The following is a 24,416-nucleotide window of genomic DNA, read 5'->3' on the forward strand; positions in this document are numbered from 1 at the left end:
GGTCCATAGTCGTTCGTTCACTCATAGACTTGTGCGTCGGCCAGTTGACGACCTGCCTGGTCCTTTGCGGACAATTGCGGCTGTTGGGTAATGGGCCAGGAAATGTTCAGCGAAGGGTCGTTCCAGACGATGCACTGTTCATGTTCTGGTGCGTAGTAATCAGTCGTCTTGTAGAGAAACTCGGCAGTTTCGCTCAATACCAGGAAGCCGTGAGCGAAGCCTTCCGGAATCCACAACTGCCGTTTGTTCTCGGCGCTCAGGCGTTCCCCTACCCAGGTACCGAAAGTTGGAGAGCCACGGCGAAGGTCCACTGCGACGTCGAATACTTCGCCATTGACCACACGCACAAGCTTTCCCTGTGCCTGTGCCAGCTGATAATGCAGTCCACGCAATACCCCACCGATAGAGCGCGAATGATTGTCCTGCACGAAGCTCACCGACCGCCCGATGGCCTCTTCGAATTGACGATGGTTGAAGCTCTCGAAGAAGAACCCGCGATCATCACCAAAAACTTTAGGCTCAATCAGTACGACATCGGGGATTGCAAGACGGGTAGCTTTCATCAGTAGACGATCTCGACCAGCAGGCGTTTCAGGTATTGGCCGTAGCCATTCTTGGCCAGCGGGGCGGCGAGGGCTTCGAGCTGCTCGGCGCTGATCCACTTCTGGCGGAAGGCGATCTCTTCCGGGCAGGCGACCTTCAGGCCCTGGCGGTTTTCCAGGGTGGCGATGAAGTGGCTGGCTTCCAGCAGCGAGTCGTGGGTGCCGGTGTCCAGCCAGGCGTAGCCGCGGCCCATGATCTCTACGGAAAGCTTGCCGGCTTCCAGGTAGGCCTTGTTGACGTCGGTGATCTCCAGCTCGCCGCGGGCGGAGGGCTTGATGCTCTTGGCGATGTCGATCACCTGGTTGTCGTAGAAGTACAGGCCGGTCACCGCATAGCTGGATTTCGGCCTGGCCGGCTTCTCTTCGAGGCTGATGGCCTTGCCATCGGCGTCGAACTCGACCACGCCGTAACGTTCCGGATCATGCACGTGGTAGGCGAACACGCTGGCGCCGGAAGTGCGCTGCATGGCGCTGACCAGCAGTTCCTGGAAGTCGTGGCCGTGGTAGATGTTGTCGCCCAGCACCAGGGCGCAGAGGTCGTTGCCGATGAACTCCTCGCCGATCAGGAACGCCTGGGCCAGGCCATCCGGGGACGGTTGCACGGCGTACTGCAGGTTCAGGCCCCATTGGCTGCCGTCGCCGAGCAGTTGCTCGAAGCGCGGGGTGTCCTGTGGGGTGGAGATGATCAGGATGTCGCGGATGCCCGCCAGCATCAGGGTGCTGAGCGGGTAGTAGATCATCGGCTTGTCGTAGACCGGCAGCAGCTGCTTGGAGATGGCCAGGGTCGCCGGATGCAGGCGGGTGCCGGAGCCTCCGGCGAGGATGATGCCTTTGCGTTTCATACTGCTCCCTGGTCTACCAGTTCCCGGATCATGCGTTGGACATGGTACTCCCAGCAGGGTAGTACCAGGCCGAAGGTGCGTTGCAGCTTGTCGTTGGCCAGGCGCGAGTTGGCCGGGCGTTTCGCCGGCAGCGGGTATTCGCTGGTGGCGATGGGGGCGATGCGTTCTGGCGTGGCGCGCAGGCCGGCGCCCAGGCGGATGGCTTCGCCGATGACGAATTGGGCGTAACGGTGCCAACTGGTCTCGCCGCTGGCGACCAGGTGATAGGTACCGCTGGCACGTTCGCGCAGGTCGGCATCATGGGCGAGGCGCTGCAGCGCCAGGGCGGTGACGTCGGCGATCAGTTCGGCGCTGGTCGGTGCGCCCACCTGGTCGGCGATGACGCGCAGTTCGTCGCGCTCCTTGGCCAGGCGCAGCATGGTCTTGGCGAAGTTCGCCCCACGCGCGGCATAGACCCAGCTGGTACGGAAAATCAGGTGACGGCAGCCGCTCTCGCGGATGGCGAATTCGCCTTCCAGCTTGGTCTGGCCATAGACGCCCAGTGGGCCGGTGGCGGCGTCTTCCTCGAAGGGGGCGTCGCCGCTGCCGTCGAAGACGTAGTCGGTGGAGTAGTGCACCAGCCAGGCATCGATTTCCCGCGCGGCCTGGGCCAGGGTCGCGACTGCTTCGGTGTTGATGCGGCGGGCAGTGTCGACGTCGCTTTCAGCCTTGTCGACCGCGGTGTAGGCACCGGCGTTGACGATCACGTCGGGGCGCTCTTCGGCGACCAGTCGGGCCAGGCTGGCCAGGTCGCTCAGGTCGGCCCGTTGCCGGTCGCAGACCACCAGTTGCGCCAGGGGCGCGAGGGCGCGCTGGAGTTCCCAGCCGACCTGGCCGTTGGCGCCGAGTAGAAGAATCTTGTTCATGCGTACTGCTTACCTACCCATTCACGGTATGCGCCGCTGGTGACGTTGTTCACCCATGCCTGGTTGTCCAGGTACCAGCGCACGGTCTTGCGGATGCCGGTCTCGAAGGTTTCCGCCGGCTTCCAGCCCAGCTCGCGCTCGAGGCGGCTGGCGTCGATGGCGTAGCGGCGGTCGTGACCGGGGCGATCTTTGACGAAGGTGATTTGCTCGCGGTAGCTCCGTCCGTCGGTCCGCGGCTGTTCCTGGTCGAGGATGTCGCACAGGGTATGGACCACGTCGATATTGGCCTTCTCGTTCCAGCCGCCGACGTTATAGGTCTCGCCCAGTTGGCCGGCTTCCAGCACGCGGCGGATGGCGGCGCAATGGTCCTTCACGTACAGCCAGTCGCGGACCTGCTGGCCGTCGCCGTAGATCGGCAGCGGCTTGCCGGCCAGGGCGTTGTGGATGACCAGCGGGATCAGCTTTTCGGGGAAGTGGTAGGGGCCATAGTTGTTCGAGCAGTTGGTGGTCAGTACCGGCAGCCCGTAGGTGTGGTGGTAGGCGCGGACCAGGTGGTCGGACGCGGCCTTGGAGGCCGAGTAGGGGCTGTTCGGCTCGTACTTGTTGCTTTCTCGGAAGGCCGGGTCGTTCGGGCCCAGCGAGCCGTAGACCTCGTCGGTGGAGACGTGGAGGAAGCGGAAGGCGGACTTCTGCTCGTTGCCAAGGCCGTTCCAGTAGGCACGCACTGCTTCCAACAAGCGGAAGGTACCGACGATGTTGGTCTGGATGAAGTCTTCCGGGCCGTGGATGGAGCGGTCCACGTGGGATTCGGCGGCGAAGTTCAGTATGGCGCGGGGCTGGTGTTCGGCCAGCAGGCGGGAAACCAGTTCGCCATCGCCGATGTCGCCGTGCACAAACACGTGCCGCTCGTCGCCATCCAGGCTGGCCAGGTTCTGGCGGTTGCCGGCGTAGGTCAGCTTGTCGAGGCTGATGACCTTTTCGTCATTGCCTGCCAGCCAGTCGAGAACGAAGTTGGCGCCGATGAAGCCGGCGCTGCCGGTCACGAGGATGGTCATTGAAATCATACCCTTTGGAGGATTGTCGCAGCGGTCAGGCCGAGTGTGCCTGGGAGCGTCTGGCGGTGGACTCCTGATTGATGCATGAGTCTTAGCCGAATGAAAAGAGGAGCATGACGACCCATTTCGAACAGGCTGAGCGTCTTCTGGTTGTGAGGCGTCAGATGGTGTTTGAACGATGAAAGTGCATTCAGATTGTCATCCGTCCATTGACGAAAAGTACCTTGGAACATTTTCCGGACGCGAACCAAGCGGTCCTGCAAGCTCGAATTGGAGCCCACGATATTATTGCCATGCTGGCGATAGCCTATGGTTGGGCGTTGCTCATAAGCGACAGCCCCTCCGCAGCCAGTAACCAGAATATAGGCCCACCAGTCATGCGAGACGATATGCGTACTGCGATCCGTCTGGCTGAGGAGGTGGCGAGCCGCCGCGTTGAAGAGCATCGTGTTGCCGCCGGCAATGCTTTGAACGAGGGCGTTTTCGAAACATGGCGGTTTGTTGAACAAGGGCGACAGCCCAATGGGCTTGCCACTACTGTCGATCAGCTGCGTCCTGGAGCAGAAAAGCGCCGGGCGATCGGCGGGAAGGCCACGCATCCACTCCAGCCCCATCGCGAGTCGCTCGGGAATCCAGAGGTCATCCTGGTCGCAGAAAGCGAAATAGGGTGCCTGGATTTCTTCCCGAGCTAGCAGGCTCAGGAAGTTCGCCGCGAACCCCTGGCGGGGGCCCGGCACAATGACGAGGCGATCATCGCCAAGCTGCGAGCGGTACTTCGCCAGGATGTTCAATGTCGCATCGCTGGAGCCATCGTCGGAGGCATAGATCGTCCAGTCCTGGTGGGTCTGGGCGATCAGGGAGTCGAGCTGTTCGGCGAGAAAGCGTTCGCCGTTGTACGTCGACAGCAGGATGGCCACCCGCTCGGACGCGGAAGGCGAACTCTGCCCCTTTGGGGATGATGCAGAGGGCGAAGAAGTCAACACAGGGCCTCCGGCGAATCCATCCGGTTCTTGCGAATCCGCCATCCATGGGGTGCCGGCAGGTGTGGGACAGCTGCCGGTCTGGGCGATCTGGTGGAAAAGGCGGCAATTATATGCATCGGACCTGGGGAGTAAACCCGTAAACACACTCTGGTTATTCTAGGCTGCTGGACGGTGGGTGGCCCCGAGAGAGGCCAAAACTCAGCGGCATCTATAAGGCGTAATTGGATTCCACTCAAGGCAAAAAGTTTCTTCGCCGGTACAACCCCGGAGATAGAGCTTTTCCCTACGGCAAGAACGACTTGGGCCCACCCGAAGGTGAGCCCAAGTCGTCTTGAGAAAGATGGTGCCGGCACCAGGAGTCGAACCCGGGACCTACTGATTACAAGTCAGTTGCTCTACCAGCTGAGCTATACCGGCAAGGAGGGACGCCATTATAGCCACGCGCCGGGCGGTGTAAACCTCTGATTTTCCAGCTTGTGTCCGCTTGCTCAGTGGCCGCTGGCGGCCGCTCCCGGCTTGGCGCCGAAGGGGGGCTTGGCCAGCCAGATGATGGCCAGCAGGGTCAGGAACAGCCAGCCGAGCAGGGTGAAGTATTCCACCGTGGAGAGCATGTAGGCCTGGCCTTCGACGATGCGGTCGAGCATGGCTGCGCCGTGCTGGTTGGCGCCGCCGAGCAGGTCCAGGGCGTCGCGGGTGGCCGGGTCGTAGGTGCTCAGGCTCTCCGTCAGGTGGGCGTGGTGCAGCGTGGCGCGGCGGTCCCAGATCCAGGTGGTGAGGGAGGCCGCGAAGCTGCCGCCCAGGGTGCGCAGGAAGGTGGCCAGGCCCGAGCCGTCGGCGATCTGGTCCGGCGGCAGGTCGGAGAGCAGGATGCTCAGGATGGGCATGAAGAAGAAGGCCACGCCCAGGCCCATGAGGGTCTGCACCAGGGCGATGTGGGCGTAGTCCACCTCGGTGTTGAAGGCGGCGCGCATGAAGCTGGTGACGGACATCACCAGGAACGCCAGGCCAGCGAGGATGCGCAGGTCGAAGTTGTTGGCGTAGCGGCCGACCAGCGGCGAGAGGAACACCGGCAGGATGCCGATCGGCGCCGCGGCCAGGCCCGCCCAGGTGGCGGTGTAGCCCATCTGCGTCTGCAGCCACTGCGGCAGCAGCAGGTTCATGCCGAAGAAGCCGGCGTAGCCGCCCACCAGCGCCAGGGTGCCGAAGGTGAAGTTGCGGTGCACGAACAGGCGCAGGTTGACGATCGGGTGCTTGTCGGTCAGCTCCCAGATGATGAAGGCCGCCAGGGCGATGACCGACACCACGGTGCCGCCGACGATGAAGTTCGACTCGAACCAGTCCAGGTCGTTGCCCTTGTCGAGCACGATCTGCAGGGCGCCCACGCCGAGGACCAGCAGGATCAGCCCCATGTAGTCCATGGGCGCGTGCTTGATCACCACCGGGCGTTTCTTCAGTTGCTGGTAGACCACGAAGGCGGCGAACAGGCCGATCGGCACGTTGATGAAGAAGATCCACGGCCAGCTGTAGCTGTCGGTGATCCAGCCGCCGAGGATGGGCCCGGCGATGGGCGCCACCACCGTGACCATCGCCAGCAGCGCCAGGGCCATGCCGCGCTTGGCCGGCGGGTAGATGGAGATCAGCAGCGTCTGGGTGATCGGGTACAGCGGCCCGGCGACGAAGCCCTGCAGGGCGCGGAAGCCCACCAGCATGCCCATCTGCTGGGCCACGCCGCAGAGGAAGGAGGCGATCACGAAGAGAATGGTGGCGGCGATGAACAGCCGCACCTCGCCGACCTTGCGGCTCAGCCAGCCGGTCAGCGGCAGGGCGATGGCGTTGCTCACCGCGAAGGAGGTGATCACCCAGGTGCCCTGCTCGGCGCTCACCCCCAGGTTGCCGGAGATGGTCGGCAGGGCGACGTTGGCGATGGTGGTGTCCAGCACCTGCATGAAGGTCGCCAGGGACAGGCCGATGGTGGCCATCACCAGGCTGGGCGGGCTGAAGGCGCCGTTGCTGCTGTTCTCGCTCATGATGCTTCCGGGCTCAGCGCGCGGCGGTGCTGCGGCCGCGGCCGTCGGCCATGTTGGCGTGGATCAGCTGCTCGATGAGCTGGTCCGCCGAGGCCAGTTGCTGCTGGTAGACGTCGGTGGAGAACAGCGCTTCCTTCGGCGGCTGCTGCGACAGGGCCGGGCCGCTCTGGTCGTGCAGGTCGACGTTGACGTCCATCGACAGGCCGATGCGCAGCGGATGCTCGTCCAGTTGCCTGGCGTCGACGCGGATGCGCACGGGCACGCGCTGGACGATCTTGATCCAGTTGCCGGTGGCGTTCTGCGCCGGCAGCAGGGAGAAGGCGCTGCCGGTGCCGACGCCCAGGCTTTCCACGCTGCCCTGGTACTTGACCGAGCTGCCGTAGAGGTCGGAACGGATCTCCACCGGCTGGCCGATGCGCATGTGCTGCAGCTGGGTTTCCTTGAAGTTGGCGTCGATCCACACCTGGTCCAGGGGGATCACCGCCATCAGCGCGGTGCCCGGTTGCACGCGCTGGCCGACCTGCACGGTGCGCTTGGCCACGTAGCCGGCCACCGGCGCGACTATCACCGCGCGGGCGTCGTCCAGGTAGGCCTGGCGCAGCTTGGCGGCGGCCGCCTTGACGTCGGGGTGGGAGGCGACGACGGTGTCGTCCACCAGCGCGCGGTTGGTGTCCAGCTGCTGCTCGGAGCTGGTCAGGGCGTTGCGCGCGGTATCCAGGGCGTCGCGGGCGTGGGCCAGCTCCTCGCGGGAGATGGCGCCGTCGTCGGCCAGGTGCTGGCGGCGCTTGAAGTCGGCCTCGGCCTTGGCCAGGGCGACCTTCTTCGCGGCGACGTCGGCCTTGTAGCCGTCGACGTTGCTGAACAGCCCGCGCACCTGGCGCACGGTGCGCGCCAGGTTGGCTTCGGCCTGCTGCAGGGCCACGTCGGCGTCGCTGGGGTCGAACTTCACCAGGATCTGGCCCTTGTGCACCAGGTTGCCGTCGTCGGCGCCGATGCTGACCACGGTGCCGGTGATCTGCGGGGTGATCTGCACCACGTTGCCGTTGACGTAGGCATCGTCGGTGTCTTCGTGCCAGCGCCCGTAGAGGAACTCCCAGAGCGCCGCGGCGATGCCGGCGAGGATGACGACGACCAGCAGGATCAGCAGCCAGCGCTTGCGCTGGGGGTTGCCGCCGGTGGTTTCTTGGGTATCGGTGGTCATGGCGGTTGCCTCTTAGTGCACGGCGGCTGCGCCCGCCTGGGCGAGCGGGGCGGAAGACGGGGGAACGGAGTCGGCCTGGAAGCCGCCGCCCAGGGCTTGCACCAGCTGGACGGAGAGGTCGATGCGCTGGGCTTGCAGGTTGGCCAGTTGGCGCTCGGCGAGCAGCAGCTGTTGCTGCACGCTGAGGGCGTCGAGGTAGTTGCCGACGCCTTCGCCATAGCGGCGCATGGCCAGTTCGAAGTTGGACTTGGCGATGTCGCGGGCCTCGCGCTGGTCGACCAGTTGCTGCTCCAGCGAGTGCAACTGGCCGAGGTCGTCGCTGACCTCGCCCAGGGCGCCGACCAGAGTCTTGTTGTACTGCGCCACGGCGAGGTCGTAGTCCGCGTCCTTGCCGGCCAGGTTGGCGCGCAGGCGGCCGCCGTCGAACAGCGGCAGGGAGATGGCCGGGGCGATCTGGTAGAAGCGGCTCGGCGCCTCCAGCAGGTCGCTGGTGTGCATGCTGGCCAGGCCGATCATCGCGCCCAGGTTGAGGTTCGGGTAGAACTGCGTCTTCGCCGCCTGGATGTCCTTGCCCGCGGCCTCGACGCGCCAGCGCGCGGCGACTATGTCCGGACGGCGGCCGAGCAGTTCCGCCGGCAGGTCGGGCGGCAGGCTCAGGGCGTCGGTCTTGAGCGGTTGCGGGCGCTGCAGGTCGAGGCCGCGGTCCGGCCCCTGGCCGAGCAGCACGGCCAGGGCGATACGGTCGCTGGCGATCTGCTGTTCGGCGGCGGCCAGCTGCTGGCGGGCGCTGGCCACCTGGGTTTGCGTCTGCTGCAACTGCACCTTGCTGTCCAGGCCGGCGTCCATGCGCTTGCGGCTGAGCTCGAACAGGCGCTGCGAGCGTTCCAGCTCGTCGCGGGACAGGTCGCGCACGGCGAAGGCGTGGCCCAGCTCGCTATAGGCGCGGGCGACGTTGGCCGAGAGGGTGATGGCCGCGGCCTGGCGGTCCACCTCGGCGGCGTTGGCCTGGCCGAGGGCGGCTTCCCAGGCGGCGCGCTGGCCGCCCCAGAGGTCGAAATCGTAGTTGAAGCCCAGGGACAGGTACTTCACCGCCGAATAATGCCCGCCCGTTGGCGCGGGGAGCACGCTGGTGGGCGCGCGGATGCCCGCATAGCTGGCCTTGCCATTGAGCGTGGGCATGCGCTCGGCATCGGCGGCGTTGGCTGCGGCGGCGGCCTGGCGAGCGCGGGCGTCGGCGATCTGCAGGTCCGGCGTGCCTTTCAGGGCCTCGTCGATCAGGCTGTCGAGCTGGGCGTCGCCCAGGCTGCTCCACCAGTTCCGGCGGGGCCAGGCGGCGCTGGACAGCGGTGTGCCGTCGAGGCTGCGGCCGGCCTGCAGCGAGGCGCTGTCGAGCGCCTTGCCGCTGGGCGCCAGGCCCGAGGAGCTGACGCAGCCGGCCAGCGCCACGGCGCTGGCCAGCAGGGTAGCGGCGGGTAAGCGGAATGCACGCATGGCCTACTTCTCCTGGGTCGCGCCGGGTGCGACGCCATGGCTGGCGAGGATCTTGTCCAGCAGCCGGGTGAGAGTCAGCAGTTCCTCGGGGTTGAGGCAGCCGACCAGTTCGTTCATCGCCCGCACGGCGATCTGTGGCGCCTGGGCGTTCACCGCCTCGCCGGCGGGGCTGAGCTGCAGGCGCACGCTGCGCCGGTCGTTGGGGCAGGGCTGGCGCAGCAGCAGGTCCTTCTTCGCCAGGCGATCGAGCATGCGCGTCATCGAGCCGCTGTCGATGGACAGCTCGCGGCATAGCTCGCCCGGGGTGTTGGCGCGGTTCTGGCCGATAAAGAACAGCACCTTGAATTGCGCGGCGGTGATGTCCAGGTGGATCAGGTGCTTGTCCAGCAGGCGGTCCTTGAGGATGGCCGCCAGCCCCAGCAACTGGCCGATCGAGCCCCTGAACGGGAAGTCCGTGACGCGGTAGTGATCCATGGCAAGGCTAATAACTGTCTAGGCAGGTAATGTGTTTCGAAATAATACTGCCTAGGCAGCTAATGACAAATAGCAGATTGTTGCAAATGGGCAACAATCCGTTCCTGAAAGCACTATGCGAGCGTTCCGCGAAACAGGATGTGCCCGCTCGGTGTGCGACGCGGCCCCGGCAGCAGTGCTTATGCACAATGCCGGGGCATGGCTTGGCGGCTAGTGCTAAAAAAGCCTCAGTGCTTTTCAGGTTTTTCTTAAGGTTATGTTTTTAAAAGAAATTATCTGATCTGTTCAAAATTCGAACAGAGCCGCGCCGGCAGGCCAGCAGCGGGCCGCGTGAGCGATTTTCCCGGTGTTCTCAACAGAGTTATCCACAGGTTCTGTGGGCTTCTCTCTGGAACGCTCGTACTAGACGTGTTCGGCGAGGATGAGCAGGTTTCGCGGCGTGACCTGGCTGGCGCAGAAGCGCCCCAGGCGTACCCGGTAGCCCTGTTCGACGAGGAACAGCGCGCGGTCGAGCAGCAGCCAGAGCTCCAGTGGACGGCGGAACAGGCCGCGCACCAGTTCGAGATTGCGCACCTCGGCCAGGCGCCGCCAGCCTTGGGCCTCCAGCGCACTCCAGTCGCGCTCGGCGGGGGACGGCAGGTCCTTGAGCGCGGCCAGGTCGCGGCAGTAGTCGGCGAAGGGTTTGTGCAGCCAGTCCATGGGCACCGAGGGCACCGGCAGGTAGCTGTCCTCGCCGCGCAGCTCGCGCTGCAGCAGGTCGAAGGCCAGGCGCCGGGCCATGGAGTTGTCGCGCTGGCGCCGCACCCGGGCGCCGGCGGTGACCGTCTCGGCGAGCGGCAGGCGCAGGTCGTCCTGGTCCAGCTTCAGGCGGGAAGCGCCCGCGGCTGTGGATAACGGCTGGTAGTGCTCGCCGGTGATGCGGTTGTAGCAGCAGGGCGCCACCGCCAGTTGCCGGCAGCGCTTACTTGCCGCCAGGCGCAGCAACTGGACGTGCAGGTCGCCGCAGGCGTGCAGGGCCACGGCGGTCTGGCCGGGCTGCAGGTAGCGGGCGGCGCCTCCGGCGAGCACGTCCTGCTCGACGTGCATGGCGCGCAGGCCCAGGCGGTCGCTCAGGCGCTGGCCGTCGCTGACCAGCGCGAGGTCGCGCTCCAGGCTCAGCAGCGGCTGCCCGCCATGGGCCAGCAGGCGTCCCAGGTGGCCCTTGCCGGCGCACCAGTCCAGCCACTGCACGGAGGGTGTGGCGAACTCCAGGCGGCTGGCGAAGGCCTCGATCTGCTGCCATTTGCGCCCGGGCACGTCGACCTGGAACTGCGCCGGCAGCCTGGGCAGCGGATGTGACGGCAGGTCCTCGACTTCGCTCAGTTGCGCGGCGCGGCTCGCCAGCTCCGGGAAGGGCGCCGGCGCGGGCAGGCGTTCGGGCTGGTTGTGCGCGGCGTCGGCCTGTTCCAGATCGCGCCCGCGCAGCCAGGTGGCCAGTTCCCGGTGTTCGGCTTCCCAGGGCAGTTCCAGCAGGGTGAAGGGCTTGGGCCGCCACAGCCCCTGGTGGGCGAGCAGGAAGGCGTCCAGGGCCTGGAAGCGCTGGAGCAGGACGTCGTCGGTGAGGCGGTTGGCCACGGCGGTGCGCTGGGAGTGAGTGGCGGGGCGGCGATTATAGCGGCCCCGCCACATCCGGGAAGCGCCGGTCAGCGCCCCTGCATGGAGTCCACCCGCAGCCAGCGCTCGGCGAGGCGGAACAGGCGGGTGAGGACCAGGGTGATGACCAGGTAGAACACCCCGGCGAGGCAGAAGAACAGCATGGCCTCGTAGGTGCGGGCGATGATGGTGCGGGTCATGCCCATGATGTCGAACAGCGTCACGGTGTAGACCACGGCGCTGGCCTTGAGCATGAGGATCACCTCGTTGCTGTAGGCCGGCAGGGCGATGCGCGCGGCGCGCGGCAGGATGATGTGCAGCAGCGCCTGGCGGCGCGACATGCCCAGGGCCCGCGCGGCTTCCACTTCACCCACCGGGATGGCGTGGATGGCGCCGCGGAGGATCTCGGCGATGTAGGCCGCGGTGTGCAGGGTCATGGTCAGCAGCGCGCACCAGTAGGGATCGCGCAGGTAGGGCCAGAGCGGCCCCTGGCGCACCGACTCGAACTGCGCCAGGCCGTAGTAGACGATGAACAGTTGCAGCAGCAGCGGGGTGCCGCGGAAGAAGAAGATGTAGGTGTAGGGCAGCGCGCGCACGTACCAGTGCCGCGAGGCGCGGGCGATGCCCAGCGGCACGGCCAGGGCCAGGCCGGCGACCACGGCGAAGGCCAGCAGCTCGAGGGTCAGCCCGGCGCCCTGGAGCATCTTCGGCAGCCACTTGAGGATCAGCTCCATGTCGGTCATAGCTCGTTCCTCACGAAACCGCGGCCGGCGCGGCGCTCCAGGAAGTGCAGGGCGGCCATGACGAACACGGTCAGGCCCAGGTAGATCAGCGCGGCGGTCATGTAGAAGGTGAACGGCTCCTTGGTCGCGTTGGAGGCGACCTGGGCTTTGCGCATGATCTCGTCGAGGGTGATCAGCGAGACCAGGGCGGTGTCCTTGAGCAGGATCAGGTACAGGTTGCCCAGGCCAGGCAGGGCCACGCGCCACACCTGCGGCAGGACGATGCGCCAGAAGATCCGCGGGGCGGACAGGCCCAGCGCCTGGCCGGCCTCGCGGTGGCCCTTGGGCACGGCCAGCAGGGCGCCGCGGAAGACTTCGGTGGCGTAGGCGCCGAAGCACAGGCCCAGGGCGCAGGTGCCGGCGGCGAAGGGGCTCAGGGCCAGGTCGGGCTTGCCGAACAGGTCGCCCACGGCGTTCAGCCCGGCCACGGTGCCGAAATAGATCATCAGCACCCAGAGGGTTTCCGGCACGCCGCGCACCAGGGTGGTGTAGGCGCCGCCGAGCATGCGCAGCAAGGCATTCTTCGAGGTCTTGGCGATGGCGCCGAGCAGCCCGAGGATCAGGCCGAGGCAGACCGCGGCCAGGGACAGCTTGAGCGTCATCAGGGTGCCGGCCGCCAGCTGCGGGCCGAAACCGTGCAGGTCGAAAATCATGGGGATCGCGCCTGAAGGGGCGCGCCCTGGGTCACAGGGCGCGCCGGGCTGGCATCAGTAGATGCTGAAGGGGAAGTACTTGTCGTTGATCTTCTTGTAGGTGCCGTCGTCGACGATTTCCTTCAGGGCGGCGTTCAGCTTGTCACGCAGCGGGTCGCCCTTGCGCACGGCGATGCCGATCTTGTCGTTGTCGAACACCGGCTCGCCCTTGAACTCGAAGTCCTTGCCGGCGTCGCTCTTGAGCCAGTCGTACTGCACGAACTTGTCGGCCAGCACGCCGTCCAGGCGGCCCGAGGACAGGTCCAGGTAGGCGTTTTCCTGGGTGTCGTAGAGCTTGATGGTGACGGTGTCGGACATGTTGTCCTCAAGCCAGGTGCCGGCGATGGTCGCGCGCTGGGCGCCGATCACCTTGCCCTTCAGGTAGCCCTTGTCGGTCTTGAAGTCCACCGACCTGGGCGCCACGAACTGCAGCTTGTTGGTGTAGTAGGGGTTGGTGAAGTCCACCGCCTGCTTGCGCTCGTCGGTGATCGACATGGAGGCGACGATGAAGTCGAACTTCTTGGCGTTCAGCGCCGGGATGATGCCGTCCCAGTCGGAGGTGACCACCTCGCACTCGACCTTCATCTTGGCGCACAGGGCCTTGCCGACGTCGAGGTCGAAGCCGACCACCTGGCCGCTGGCGTCGATGCCGTTGAAGGGCGGGTAGGCGCCTTCGGTGCCGATGCGCAACTTCTCGGCGGCGACCGCGTGGGCGCCGAAGGCCAGGGTGGCGGCAGCGGCCAGAAGGATCTTCTTATAGTTCTTCATGCAAAGTTGCTCCGTTAGCGGTGGCTGGACATGAACTGCTTGCAGCGCGCGGACTGCGGGTTCCCGAAGACCTGCTCGGGGGAACCCTGTTCCTCGACCAGGCCCTGGTGGAGGAACACCACCTCGCTGGAAACCTGGCGGGCGAAATTCATTTCGTGGGTGACCAGCAGCATGGTGCGGCCTTCCTCGGCCAGCGCGCGGATCACGTTGAGCACTTCCTGGACCATCTCCGGGTCCAGTGCGGAAGTGGGCTCGTCGAACAGTATGACCTTGGGCTGCATGGCCAGGGTGCGGGCAATGGCCGCACGCTGCTGCTGGCCGCCGGAGAGCTGCGCGGGGAAGCTGTGGCGCTTGTCGGCGATGCCGACCTTGGCCAGCAGGGCCTCGGCGATCTCGATGGCTTCGGCGCGGCTCTTGCCCAGCACGCGGCGCGGCGCCTCGATGATGTTGTCGAGGATGCTCATGTGCGGCCAGAGGTTGAAGTTCTGGAAGACGAAGCCCAGTTCGCTGCGCAGGCGGTTGATCTGGCGGTTGTCGGCGGCGACCAGCGCCCCGTCCTTGGCCTTCTTCAGCTTCAGCTCTTCGCCGGCGACGATGATCTGGCCCTGGTGCGGGTTTTCCAGCAGGTTGATGCAGCGCAGGAAGGTCGACTTGCCGGAGCCCGAGGAGCCGAGAATGGAGATCACGTCGCCTTCGCGGGCGGTCAGGGAAATGCCCTTGAGCACTTCCAGGTCGCCGTAACGCTTGTGCAGGTTACGGATTTCCAGTGCGGGTATGGCCTCGGCCATTGGGGGCTCCTCTATTGTTGTTCGGATGCTTCGCGGCGCGCCGCGGCAGGGGGTAGGGCCTTCCTGGCGAACGCAACCTATCACGCGACCCGGGGGGCGCCAAGCGTCCGGGGGCCGCGCCGGGCCTGGATGGTGGCATCTTGTCGCATTGCCGCAGTGCCTTGTCGCCTGGGCTGAACACCGGGGGCCCGGAAGCCTGGCGAGGGGGCCGGCGAAACGAGGGGCGCGATAGTGCCAGCTTCGCCGGCGGGGGAAAAGACCGCAGGCCCCGACATTGGTCGGGGCCCGGGTTCACTGGGTGATCTGCGGCTCGGCGGCGTTGCTGTCGCGGCTCTCTTCGTCGAGCTGGTCGAGCTGGCCGGCCATCAGCGCCGGGCGGCCACCGATGCGCGGGCCGGGCAGCACGCTGCCGCCGGCCAGGCGGGTGGGATGCTCGCTGGCGTCGATGGCCGATTTGCGCGGCTGCGTCTGCACGTGGAAATCGGTGATCTCGATGATGCCCTTGCCTTCGGCCAGCAGGTGGAAGGAGAAGGCCTTGCGCGCGCGCTCGTTGTCGAAGCCGAAGGTCACCTCCAGCGGCTTGTCGCGGGTCAGCCGCGGGAACTCGGGGATCGCCAGGTCCACCGGGCGCTCGAACTCGCGGGTCTTCAGCTGCACCTTGGCCCCGGCCTTGTCCATCTGCAGCGCGCGGATCTTCAGGTTCACCGTAGTGTGGCTGTCGGCCGGGAACTCCAGGTACTGGGCGCCGATCAGGTTGTCGGTGTACTCGTTGGTGACCTGCGGCTTGATGCGGATCTTCTCCTGGGTGGCGAACTGGTATTCGCCGCCCGGGCCGCTGCCGGTCACCGAATGGTCGAGGATGCCGGCGCGGGCGGCGACCAGGCGCGCGTCGCGGCCGCTGAAGCGCCCGACGAACTGGGCGCTGTCGGCGATGAAGCCATCGCTCTTGTAGCGCCGGCAGACCTGCTGGAAGTCGCACTCGGTGAAGGTCTGCCTGCCATCGTGGAAGCGCAGCATGCCGTTGGTGAAGGAGACCATCTCGCGGCCCTTGTCGTACTCGCGGAACAGCGAGCGGCCGGAAACGTCCTTCGGCGGGGTGAAGCCGAAGTAGTCGAGGATCGAGGCGTCCATGTCGACGTGGCCGTAGACGCCGCTCTTCACCGGCGGCAGCGCCGCCTGCTCGGGGGCCAGCACCAGGTTCAGGCCCCAGGACGAGGCCAGGCGCACGTTGTCGATGCCGTGGGATTCGTCGGAGGTGACGATCACCAGGGTGTCCTTGAGCACGCCCTGTTTTTCCAGGCCGGCGAGGAAGGCGTCGACCGCGTCATCCAGGTAACCGACTGCGGCCTGGCGCGGCGTGGGATACCTGGCCAGGTATTCCGGGGTGGCCGAGTAGGGCTGGTGGGTGCCGACGGTGAGCAGGGTGAGCATCCACGGCTTCTTGTCCTTGCGCAGCTGGCCGACGTAGTCCAGCGCGCCCTCGAAGAAGGCCTTGTCGTCCATGCCCCAGGCGAACTCCAGGTAGGGCTTCTTCTTGAACCAGTCGCGGCCGAGGGTCTTGTCGAAGCCCATGGCCGGCATCACCTTGTCCTTGGCCATGAAGCGCAGGCCGGCGCCCTGCAGGAAGTGGGTGCTGAAGCCGTGCTGGCGCAGCTGCGCCGGCAGGCACTCGGCGGCGCGGCCGGGGTTGGACAGCAGCTCGACGCCCTTGGGCGTGCCGTTGTCCAGCTTGCTGTAGTCGCCGCAGAGCAGGGCGTAGAGGCCGCGGATGGTCTGGTGGCTGTGCACCACGTAGTCCGGGGTGGTCATCGAGCGTTCGGCCCAGGCGCTGAGCCTGGGCATCATGGATTCTTCGTAGCTGCTGCTCAGCGCCGCGCGGTTGGTCGCCACGTAGGCGCCGGGGATGCCTTCCATGGTGATGATCAGCACGTTCTTCGCCGTGCCCGGGCCGGACAGCAGCGGGGTGCCGGAGAGGTCGAGCTGGGTCAGCCCGGTGACGTCCGGCGGGGTGTCGCCCTGGTCGCCGGCCAGCCAGTCCTCGGCGGCGAGCTGGCCCTGGCTGGCGACGCCGGCCAGCAGGCGGTGCGGCAGGTTGAACTGCTTCCACACGTCGACGTCGTTGGGGATCACGTACTGTAGGCCGAAGTGGGCGCCCAGCAGGACCACCGGCACGCTATAGGCGAAGCGCGACAGGCGCTGTTCGCGGCGGCGCCACAGCACTGCGCAGAGCACGATGGCGCCGAGCAGCGCGCCGGCCAGCCAAGGGTGGGCGATGCCGCCGCCCTGGGTGGAGTTGCCGACGAAGGTCGGGTCGGCCATGAAGTGCAGGTCGCTGGGATCGGGCATGCGGCCCACGGCGCTGACCAGCTCGGCGTTACCGATCGTCATCAGCGCCCACAGCAGCATGATCGGCAGGGCTACGAACAGGCGCAGGCGGTGCAGCAACAGGACCAGCAGGCTGCCGATGGCCAGATCCGAAAGGTAGCCATAGAGGTTGCCCCAGCCAAAGGCATGGCGGCTGGCCAGCGGGATCACCAGGAACAGGATGGCAAGCGTCGCGAGGTTGCCGCGTTGTTGCCACCAGCGTTTTAGAGGATGCACGAGCACTCCCTTTTCAGGCATCGAAGGGCCTGAAAGTATCCCATCCATCGGGCGGAAATCATCCGGAATGTCATCATTCTGAAAAAACGTTGTGCTACGCGCCAGTAGACAACGGAAACAGAGGGAGTTTCGCCGGGCGGGCGACCAGTGGCGGAAGCGCGGCCGTGATCGGCTGAGGGCGGAAATGCAAAAGGCCCCTGGTTCTGGTGAACGCAGGGGCCTTTCGGAGTCTTGGTGCCAGGGACGGAATCGAATGGTCGCCTGCAGGCCTTGTCATTGCTGGCTTTAACGATTTCCTGTTTTCTTTCTACTCACAAATCTACTCACGTTTGTGCGAGTGGCTTGGACCATTAACTGTACCTCCCGGCCGCGTCGACTGCGCGGGCGATCTGGCGCCCGATCTTCGCCCCGCTCACCTTCTGCTCTTTGGATGATCCACCAGCGGGCAAGGTGACAGTGACATTGATGTTGCGGTCGCCGTGGCTGGTGTTATTCGTTGTTTGGGACATTCCTTCTTGTACCCTGCTCAAGGTCTTGTCGAGCTTTGCACTGGTAGCCGAAGTGACGACACGCTCGCCCTTCTGCAGCAGCCAAGTGCCGGTTTCAGGTACTGCGTCGATGCCGTCGTGGGCCATACCGATAGCGGCGATGTTCCCGACTATGCTGGCTGTCTCTGCTGCTACCGTGGCCATCGCTGCCAGGTTCAGCGGGAAAGGATTCGCGGCAGCCAGGGCGATACCTTCCTGAATGGCGACAGCTGCTCGGGCAATGGCGATGCCTTTCTCTACGGCGAACATTGCCTTGTAGATCCCCGAGGATTCACCGGCATAGGACTTGGCCATTTCCGCCAGGCTGCCGAAGGTACTCTCCGCAGCTGATATCTGGACGAGTTGGCGGTTCCTTTCGATGTTCGCCAAGGCGTCTTCGTGCTGGCGCTTCAGATCAAGTTCTTTGGCATCCCACTCGGCATTGAGTTCGGCGCGCGCTTCACGATTTTTATCCAGCATTTCGAGCTGCTGTTCGTACCATTTCTCCAGCTCTTCCTGTGCCTTGTCCACCTTCATCAATTCGCCGGCTGGTCCACCAACCGAGGCATCCACGCCACCGAAATCGGGGGCTTTCGTGAAGGCCGCATTTACTGCCCGAGCTGCTTGAGTATGTCGCTCGGAATCGCTGAGGTCGGGCATCGCGTCGATGATCTTCAGCCGCTCCTTGAGTTGGTCATTGAGCTTCTCTTCCTCGGTGCGCAGATCGGCGACCAGGCCCTTGTAGTCCTCCTGCTCCTTGGCGTGCTTTTCGAAGGCTGCGACGGTATCCAGGTAGGCCTTGGCCTGACTGACCTGGGCCTCGGTCGCGCCATCCAGGGCGAGCTTGTAGATCGTCTGCTGGTCGGCCGTCATGCCCAGCGTTGCGGCCTGGAGCTTCAGCGCCTCGATCTGGGAATTGATGGCGTCCGCTGCTTGCTTTGCTGCCAGGGCCTGATTGGCGGCGTTCTGGTCGAACACGATGCCGGCGTTGGTGCCATTCTTCTGCAGCAGTTCCATCAGCTCGGCAATCTCCTTGACCTTGTTGCTCGGCTGATTGGAGATCGGTGTGTTGAAGCTGGTGATCAGGTCGGCATAGCCGTTGGCCAGACCGTCGAACTTCACCCCGGCATCGGTCAGAACCTTCTCGATCTCGTCGAAGTTCTGCCACGTCCGATAGAAGCGCGCCGGCGGCACGAACTTCTCCCAGTAGGACGAGCCTTTCATCGAGGCGTCATCCAGGTCGGAGAGTGTTTTCAGGCCGGTGTAAAGCATGTGAACGCCAGCCACGGCGCCGACCGCTCCCTTGGCCAAGGTGGTGAAGCTCGCGGCCAGGTCATCCGAGACGGAGCGGCTCAGCGTGCCGTTGATGGCGGTGTCGCTCAGCTTGCCAGCGAAGTTGGAGAGGACCGGCAACAGGGCCTTCTCGATCTGATTCTTCATGCCGGCCGAGCTCTTCTCGATGAGCCAGATGGCGGCATTCAGTTCGTTGGCCGACTTGATCGTGTCGTTGTCGAGAACGGCGCCAGCAGCAGAGGCGGTATCGGCCAGAGTCTTGAAGCCGGCAGCGTTGTTCTTCAGCAGGGGCAGGAGCGCAGTGGCGTCACTCGCAATTGCCTCTAGGTAGAAGGTCATATCCTGCTGACTGGCGCCAGCCTTCTCCAGGCTGGACACATACAGGCCCAGGGCCTGGGGGCCAGAGAGCTTGCGGAACTCATCGGCGGTAACGCCAACCTTGGGCGCCACATTGTCGAAGAAGTCCTTCAGCGCGCCGCCCTTGGTGTTCAGGAAGTCGCCGACCTTATCGTTCACATCCTTGAAGATGTCGGCGAGCTTGTCCTGCTCGACGCCCATCGTCTCGGCGGCCAGGGCATACTTCTGGAATTCCGTCGTACTGGCGTTGGCTACCTGGGAGAGCCGCGTTATCTCGGCCGCGGATTTGACGGTGCTCAGCGTCAGCGCGGTAAGGCTGCCTGCCGCGGCAACGGTGAAGCCGCCGATTGCCTTGCCGGCCGCCTCGGCGTTCTTCCTGATGTTCTGCATGCGCTGCTGGGCGTCACGCTCCGCCTTGCTCAGGGGGCCGGTGAAGCCGCCAGTCTTGGCAATGAGGTCCAGCGTGAGTTGTCCGAGGGATCGGCTGGCCATTGGGGCCTCCTATTGGGCGAGCTTGTCGATGGCCTTGTTCAGCTCGACAGCCATGGTTTCGGTGACGTTCTCGGTGTTCTCTTCAAGGGCCGGGCGCATGAAGGGCTGGGCGGCCTGATGCTCGGTGCCGAACTCCATGAACCGCCAGTACCAGGTGTCGCCACCCGGGTTTTCCTTCAGGTTCTTCTTGCCGATCAGGCCACCCGCCTTGGCATTCTGAGCGCCGCCCAGGACACCCACCCGCATGACCACACCGCCCACGGCCTTGCTGCGCCGGCTGGACTCCTGGACGACGATGTTCTTGGCGATGTTCTCGGCGGTCTTGGGGTTGTCGGTGGGTTTGACGCGAGCCTTGGCGTCATCCTTGACGATGTTCATGGCCTTGCGCGCTGCGCGCCGAAGGTAGGTGCGCTCCAGCTTTGGCCCCAGCTCGCGGAGCTTTTTCATGATCTCGTCGAGGCCTTTGAGATTCACTTCGAATGCGTCGGCCATAGGGCCTCCTGAACCTGAATTCTGTGGAAATGAAAGCTCTTAGGGGCGGGCGGTCTGGAAGCCAGAGTCCTCAAACTTTCGCCCCGCCCTCCCGTTGCTTGTTGCCGAAGCCGCCGTCTTCGCTCGCTGTTTTGGCCGAGTGACAGGGCTTGCAGAGGCCTTGCCAGTTCGACTCGCTCCAGAACAGCAACTGGTCGCCCTTGTGTGGCTTGATGTGGTCAACCTCGGTGGCCAGCTTGATCTTTCCATGGCGCTCGCACTCAGCGCACAGTGGATTGCGTGCGAGGAAGGCAGCGCGAGCCTTCTGCCACTTGTAGCCATAGCCACGTTGAGCAGCAGTGCCACGTGCAGAGCGAGGCTTGTGCTTCTGGACCGTGGTGCTGCTGGCGCTGTGCGAGCGAGGAAGGTCAGGCATGACAGGTACTCAGTAGTTCGGATCGACAATCGGCGGATTGGCGCGCAGGTGTTCCAGCGCGTCGGCGTGGCTCATACCGCGGGACAGCAAGTCATCGATCTCACGGCGCAGGCGATCACGCTGGCTTACCTCATGGAGCAGGGCGCGAGCGTGGGCGATGGTGTTGAGTGCGCGCTGTACGTGCTTGGGCAGTTCGTTGGTGGTGGTCATTGGTTCTCTCCCGAGTATTGGTAAAAGGCCCGCCTGGCGCGGGCCTAGTGCCTGATCACTGCGATCCTCCTTACAGCTCAGGCTGCGGCGGTTTTCTTGACCGTGGCACTCACCGCTAATCCACGCCGAGCCCGTCGCGAGACAGGCCCGGTCTGCTATCAGCTGCTGGTGGCGTCTTCCAGGTCCACCAGGTAGATGGCTTGGCCATCGAGGACTTCCAGGCCGGCACGCAGTTCACCCAGGATCAGCACCAGATTGCGGGTGAAGTAGTCCTTGTGGCTGTTGCTCACCATCACGCTGGCGGCTTCACGGTCCAGGACGGTGATGTACGCTGTGTCGAGTACCAGCACCTGACCCTGCGGGATCTTGCTGCTAGTCACGACAGGGCTGTTCCACAGCGTCATGCCGGCCGGGGAGAGCGGGCTGCCGAACTGGTAGTTGCCGTCGGCGTCCTTGGTGATACCCAGCTTCAGCCAATCCCACACGTTCATCACGATGACGTTCGGGTTGTAGCCGTTGGCGCGCATTGCGGTGACGGTCTCGCCGATGCGGTCGGCGGCCGTGGTGGTAAGCGACGGAACCATCACTGTGGCCAGGTGCAGAAGGCCCTCGATGTCGTCGCCACCCTGGCCGTTCAGGATGTGGTCCTCCAGCTTGCTCATCACCTTGGAGCGGATCACCAAGTCGATTTGGCTCTGCAGGGCGCCGTTGTCAGACAGAACCTGCTTGGACGCGGTGGTATGACCGGCCACGGTGATGATGTCGGCACGGACCAGGGCGCCTTCGAAGTCAAGTTCAGCTTTCTCATCGCCTTCCTTGACCTGCTGGGCGGCATCGCCGGTGACGTTCAGGCGGACGTGCTCGACGGCATCGCTGGTGGTCGGACGGGACGGCAGGACCTGGATCAGAGTCAGCGGCGGCAGCACCGGGCCGACGATGCCGGAGCGTTCCGGGTTGCTCGGCATGGTGCTGCTGTTCGAATCGCCGCGGCCTTCGGTGACGATGGCGCGGATGCTGGCGCTAAGCTTGGTACGAGCGGTGCCGTGGTTCCATTCCTTCAGCGCGGCGAAGGCGGTGGACTCACCCAGGGAGCGGACGACCTCGCCGGACACGTCGCGCAGGGTGCCGTGCTGACGCTGTTGGCCGTCACCACCAGCCAGGAAGGACTGTTCCAGGGCCAGCAGTCGGGAATTCACTTCAGCGCCGTGCTGCTTGATGGCTTGGTTGCTTTCGGTGAAGGCCTTGAGGGTTTCGCTCAGGTCATTCCCCAGGGCGCTGACCTCTTCGCTAATGGCCGCCAGAACACGGGGATCGGCAGCGCCGCCAGCATTCAGATGGGCGCGCAGTCGGCTGGTTCGAGCAGCAACGGTCTCATGGGTGGGCATATCAGGGACTCCAGTCAGATAGGGAGATGGGCTTTCACCCGTCCCGCCAGCGCCAAGCATGACGGAGCCCCAGCGCCAAGCATGAGGCTATGGCAACCAATCTACGCGCGCGCCAATCCCCTGATCTACTGGTGGTTTTTGGTGTTTGTCCCGTACTGTCCCGTACCGTTTCAGAGCCTGGATTCATCCGACGAACGGTATTGTGGGCGAGCATTGAACAGATCGAGATACCCGGAATCCCGGGGATTTAAATCCCTCTGATCAGAGGGATTTAAAGGTGAGGTGGGGTCACTTTTGACGCCGGATTTTCCGGTATCAGCCATCGTCACCAGGCGTACACGTTTCGTTCTGGAAGGAACTGGGCTCGCTTCCCTTTCAAAAGGAAGCGAGGGCAAGGCGCGCTGGCGGCGGCGTTGTGGAGCGGTTTTCTCTCCTGAATGAGGATCAAGCTTACTTCCTCTAAAGCCGGGATTCCGACCTTTAGGAAAAGGTGAGGATCTGCACACTTTCCAATCCGGGGCGGAAACCCGGAAGAAACCCAGCCGGTTAGCACTGGGTTCCAAGTTCCGTTTGAAACGGCAGTTCGGAAGGGTAGCATTTGAAATGCGGATCTTTGGAACGACTGGCGGCCGGTTGGCCTGCTTCGCCCAACTGTGGCGAAAACGCCTCACTGAGACCAAATCGCCACACTGGGCCGCTCCCTGCGGACGCTTCACTGCCCGCGTTTCAAACGCCACCAGTGGGCTAGCCCCAGATCTGGCGTTTGCTAACTCTTCCAGCCAGCAGAATTGGCGCCCAAATTTGCGCACCGTGGGGGGCGCGCGCACTTCTGAGCCCTCTTTGGAGCCATTTCCAAGGGCAGTAGATTGGAGATGGCCAGGGCTACGCCCTGGTATATCTAAGAAGGAGTACAGTTTCTGTACCAAGTGAAACCCCTCCATCGGTACAGTTTCTGTACCCATGAGCGTGTTTTTCATGGTCCGTCAGGCCTCCATGGGTACAGTTTCTGTACCCTGTCGGTACAGTTTCTGTACCGGGTGTTTTGCTCTTTCGAGGCTGAATTTGCGCGGCGGGGTGGTGGTCGGCGATACCTCAATCTTTCCTTCGCACGGGTCGATAGGACGCCAGGTGATCGCGTACAGCGCGCAGCAGCCACCAGGCTTGATGAACCTGCCTTCCCGGGTGCGCACGATCAGATCGCGCTCCTGGAGCTCTTCCAGGGCCTTGGCGAGGGTGGCCTTGCTGCCGATACCCCATTCGCTAGCGCTAGCGAAGGTGGCGCTGAGGTCGCCGTTGTTCGATCCGCGGTACTGCCGGAGCAAGCCCAGCAGTACCTTGAGCGCGCCACCCGAAAGAGACCGGAAATCTTCGCTGTCCATCACAACGTGGGGCAGGGCAGCGAAGTTTCCAGACTCCCGGCGGCCTTTCGATTTAGCCAGCGTTCGGGCCATTTCCACCGCCTTGGCCGGCCTCGGGCTTCGTCGCTACCGCGATATCACTGAGCCTGACAATCAAATCGCCGATGTTCTTCAGCATCCAGCCGATATCGGTAGCCGTCTCATCGTCCAGGCCGGTTTTGCCGTTGGAGGCGGTACAGGCCAGGAGATTGCCAATGCCAGAGATGCCAGCCGCCAGTTGGCCGATGTAATGGTCCGCGGCCTCGTTCGCGCGCTCTTTCTTGTCATCGGGCAGGCGCTCGAAATCACGCACGCTGTCGAGCAGGTCGCTCCAGTTCACTGCGCTCATTCCGCACCTCCTTGAGCTTGCGCGGCGGCAAGCTCCTTCTCCATTTCGGAGGCGCGGCGCTCCGAGTAGTGGGTGAGGTCATGCGCCAGGTAGCTGATCAGGCTGGCCAGTTCTTTGGCGCGCTCTTCCCGGATTTCCGGCCTGGCCTTTCCGCCCTCAAGGGCATCGCAGATCGAAGCAGCCAAGGCATTCAGCCAGCGTGCCTGTTCGGTGCAATAGCGGGCATGCTCAATGCCGTCGTCGGCGATGCTTTCAATGGTGCTCATTGCGCACCCCCTTGCGCATTCAGGGCGCGGGCTTTCAGAGCGGCGGCAATCTCTTCGCAGGCATCGGCCCAGGCATCCCCTTCCAGGTTCTCCAGCCAATCGCAGGCGTTGGGCTGGGCTTCAAGGGCGCGCTGGATAGCGCGGTGGTGGTTGTAGCGGTTGAGTCGAACAGCGAGGGAGGAATTGCTGCGGAGGGCGGCAAGGGCCATGGCCCGATGGGCGGCGGCGCGTGCTTTAGACGGATTACGGCTGGTCATGGGCGAAGCTCCAAGTTTGATGTGGAGCTGCCACCGCTCGCGGCCAAGCGAGTTAGGGAGGCAGCTGTACGCGGGTTGGCCGACCGGGAACTTGGCACCCGGCACACCCGAAGGTGTCCCACGCACAGCCGCC

General features: G+C 64.6%; 24 protein-coding genes and 1 tRNA gene. All 25 read right to left on the reverse strand.

The annotated features are described in order from the left end of the window. Positions 1–17: 17 nt before the first annotated feature. Positions 18–563 (reverse strand): dTDP-4-dehydrorhamnose 3,5-epimerase, encoded by a 546-nt coding sequence (gene rfbC, locus M8R19_RS17845; protein ID WP_249918475.1) that lies wholly within the window; start codon positions 561–563, stop codon positions 18–20. Then, positions 563–1,444, reverse strand: coding sequence for a glucose-1-phosphate thymidylyltransferase RfbA (gene rfbA / locus M8R19_RS17850; protein WP_249918476.1), 882 nt, complete (start codon positions 1,442–1,444; stop codon positions 563–565). Before rfbA ends, rfbC begins: the two co-directional genes overlap by 1 nt. Next, positions 1,441–2,349 (reverse strand): dTDP-4-dehydrorhamnose reductase, encoded by a 909-nt coding sequence (rfbD, locus tag M8R19_RS17855; protein ID WP_249918477.1) that lies wholly within the window; start codon positions 2,347–2,349, stop codon positions 1,441–1,443. Before rfbD ends, rfbA begins: the two co-directional genes overlap by 4 nt. Beyond that, entirely contained in the window at positions 2,346–3,404 is a 1,059-nt protein-coding gene (rfbB, locus tag M8R19_RS17860; protein WP_249918478.1) for a dTDP-glucose 4,6-dehydratase, read from the reverse strand. Before rfbB ends, rfbD begins: the two co-directional genes overlap by 4 nt. Before the next feature lie 5 nt (positions 3,405–3,409). Further along, on the reverse strand, positions 3,410–4,321 hold the full coding sequence (locus M8R19_RS17865; RefSeq protein ID WP_249918479.1) for a glycosyltransferase family 2 protein: 912 nt from the start codon (positions 4,319–4,321) through the stop codon (positions 3,410–3,412). A 407-nt stretch (positions 4,322–4,728) separates the two neighbouring features. After that, positions 4,729–4,804, reverse strand: a tRNA-Thr gene (locus M8R19_RS17870). 71 nt (positions 4,805–4,875) lie between these two features. Beyond that, complete coding sequence (locus M8R19_RS17875; RefSeq protein WP_074980147.1) at positions 4,876–6,414, reverse strand: DHA2 family efflux MFS transporter permease subunit; 1,539 nt, start codon at positions 6,412–6,414, stop codon at positions 4,876–4,878. 13 nt (positions 6,415–6,427) lie between these two features. Next, positions 6,428–7,615: an HlyD family secretion protein gene (locus tag M8R19_RS17880; RefSeq protein WP_249918480.1), complete on the reverse strand. Its 1,188-nt coding sequence runs from the start codon at positions 7,613–7,615 to the stop codon at positions 6,428–6,430. A gap of 12 nt (positions 7,616–7,627) precedes the next feature. Then, the gene (locus M8R19_RS17885; protein ID WP_249918481.1) at positions 7,628–9,106 is read right to left on the reverse strand and encodes an efflux transporter outer membrane subunit; all 1,479 of its coding nucleotides are present in this window, start codon (positions 9,104–9,106) and stop codon (positions 7,628–7,630) included. 3 nt (positions 9,107–9,109) lie between these two features. Then, positions 9,110–9,580 (reverse strand): MarR family winged helix-turn-helix transcriptional regulator, encoded by a 471-nt coding sequence (locus M8R19_RS17890; protein ID WP_009613856.1) that lies wholly within the window; start codon positions 9,578–9,580, stop codon positions 9,110–9,112. Positions 9,581–9,982: 402 nt separating this feature from the next. Then, positions 9,983–11,194 carry a methyltransferase gene (locus tag M8R19_RS17895; protein WP_249918482.1) on the reverse strand — a complete coding sequence of 404 codons (1,212 nt, stop codon included), beginning with the start codon at positions 11,192–11,194 and terminating at the stop codon, positions 9,983–9,985. Positions 11,195–11,262: 68 nt separating this feature from the next. After that, entirely contained in the window at positions 11,263–11,955 is a 693-nt protein-coding gene (locus M8R19_RS17900; RefSeq protein WP_074980141.1) for an ABC transporter permease, read from the reverse strand. Then, entirely contained in the window at positions 11,952–12,647 is a 696-nt protein-coding gene (locus M8R19_RS17905; protein ID WP_058488105.1) for an ABC transporter permease, read from the reverse strand. The genes M8R19_RS17900 and M8R19_RS17905 overlap by 4 nt, the downstream gene beginning before the upstream one ends. 54 nt (positions 12,648–12,701) lie before the next feature. Next, positions 12,702–13,454 carry an ABC transporter substrate-binding protein gene (locus M8R19_RS17910; protein WP_058488106.1) on the reverse strand — a complete coding sequence of 251 codons (753 nt, stop codon included), beginning with the start codon at positions 13,452–13,454 and terminating at the stop codon, positions 12,702–12,704. A gap of 14 nt (positions 13,455–13,468) precedes the next feature. Continuing rightward, positions 13,469–14,242, reverse strand: coding sequence for an ABC transporter ATP-binding protein (locus M8R19_RS17915; protein ID WP_043268338.1), 774 nt, complete (start codon positions 14,240–14,242; stop codon positions 13,469–13,471). Between the two features lie 291 nt (positions 14,243–14,533). Next, positions 14,534–16,843, reverse strand: coding sequence for an LTA synthase family protein (locus M8R19_RS17920; protein WP_502942905.1), 2,310 nt, complete (start codon positions 16,841–16,843; stop codon positions 14,534–14,536). Positions 16,844–17,193: 350 nt separating this feature from the next. Beyond that, positions 17,194–19,512 carry a phage tail tape measure protein gene (locus tag M8R19_RS17925; RefSeq protein WP_249918484.1) on the reverse strand — a complete coding sequence of 773 codons (2,319 nt, stop codon included), beginning with the start codon at positions 19,510–19,512 and terminating at the stop codon, positions 17,194–17,196. Positions 19,513–19,521: 9 nt separating this feature from the next. Beyond that, positions 19,522–20,004 (reverse strand): HK97-gp10 family putative phage morphogenesis protein, encoded by a 483-nt coding sequence (locus tag M8R19_RS17930; RefSeq protein WP_043272278.1) that lies wholly within the window; start codon positions 20,002–20,004, stop codon positions 19,522–19,524. A 70-nt stretch (positions 20,005–20,074) separates the two neighbouring features. Continuing rightward, positions 20,075–20,419, reverse strand: a complete 345-nt coding sequence (locus M8R19_RS17935) for an HNH endonuclease (protein ID WP_249918485.1) — start codon at positions 20,417–20,419, stop codon at positions 20,075–20,077. A 9-nt stretch (positions 20,420–20,428) separates the two neighbouring features. Beyond that, entirely contained in the window at positions 20,429–20,629 is a 201-nt protein-coding gene (locus M8R19_RS17940; protein WP_249918486.1) for a hypothetical protein, read from the reverse strand. Positions 20,630–20,787: 158 nt separating this feature from the next. Beyond that, positions 20,788–22,014 carry a phage major capsid protein gene (locus M8R19_RS17945; RefSeq protein ID WP_249918487.1) on the reverse strand — a complete coding sequence of 409 codons (1,227 nt, stop codon included), beginning with the start codon at positions 22,012–22,014 and terminating at the stop codon, positions 20,788–20,790. A 983-nt stretch (positions 22,015–22,997) separates the two neighbouring features. Further along, on the reverse strand, positions 22,998–23,465 hold the full coding sequence (locus tag M8R19_RS17950) for a hypothetical protein (RefSeq protein ID WP_249918488.1): 468 nt from the start codon (positions 23,463–23,465) through the stop codon (positions 22,998–23,000). Then, positions 23,446–23,760, reverse strand: coding sequence for a hypothetical protein (locus M8R19_RS17955; RefSeq protein ID WP_249918489.1), 315 nt, complete (start codon positions 23,758–23,760; stop codon positions 23,446–23,448). Before M8R19_RS17955 ends, M8R19_RS17950 begins: the two co-directional genes overlap by 20 nt. After that, positions 23,757–24,026 carry a hypothetical protein gene (locus M8R19_RS17960; RefSeq protein ID WP_249918490.1) on the reverse strand — a complete coding sequence of 90 codons (270 nt, stop codon included), beginning with the start codon at positions 24,024–24,026 and terminating at the stop codon, positions 23,757–23,759. The genes M8R19_RS17955 and M8R19_RS17960 overlap by 4 nt, the downstream gene beginning before the upstream one ends. Further along, complete coding sequence (locus M8R19_RS17965; RefSeq protein ID WP_249918491.1) at positions 24,023–24,283, reverse strand: hypothetical protein; 261 nt, start codon at positions 24,281–24,283, stop codon at positions 24,023–24,025. Before M8R19_RS17965 ends, M8R19_RS17960 begins: the two co-directional genes overlap by 4 nt. Between the last annotated feature and the right edge of the window lie 133 nt (positions 24,284–24,416).

It is taken from the genome of Pseudomonas sp. R3.Fl (assembly GCF_023516765.1).
Classification (GTDB): Bacteria; Pseudomonadota; Gammaproteobacteria; order Pseudomonadales; family Pseudomonadaceae; genus Pseudomonas; species Pseudomonas citronellolis.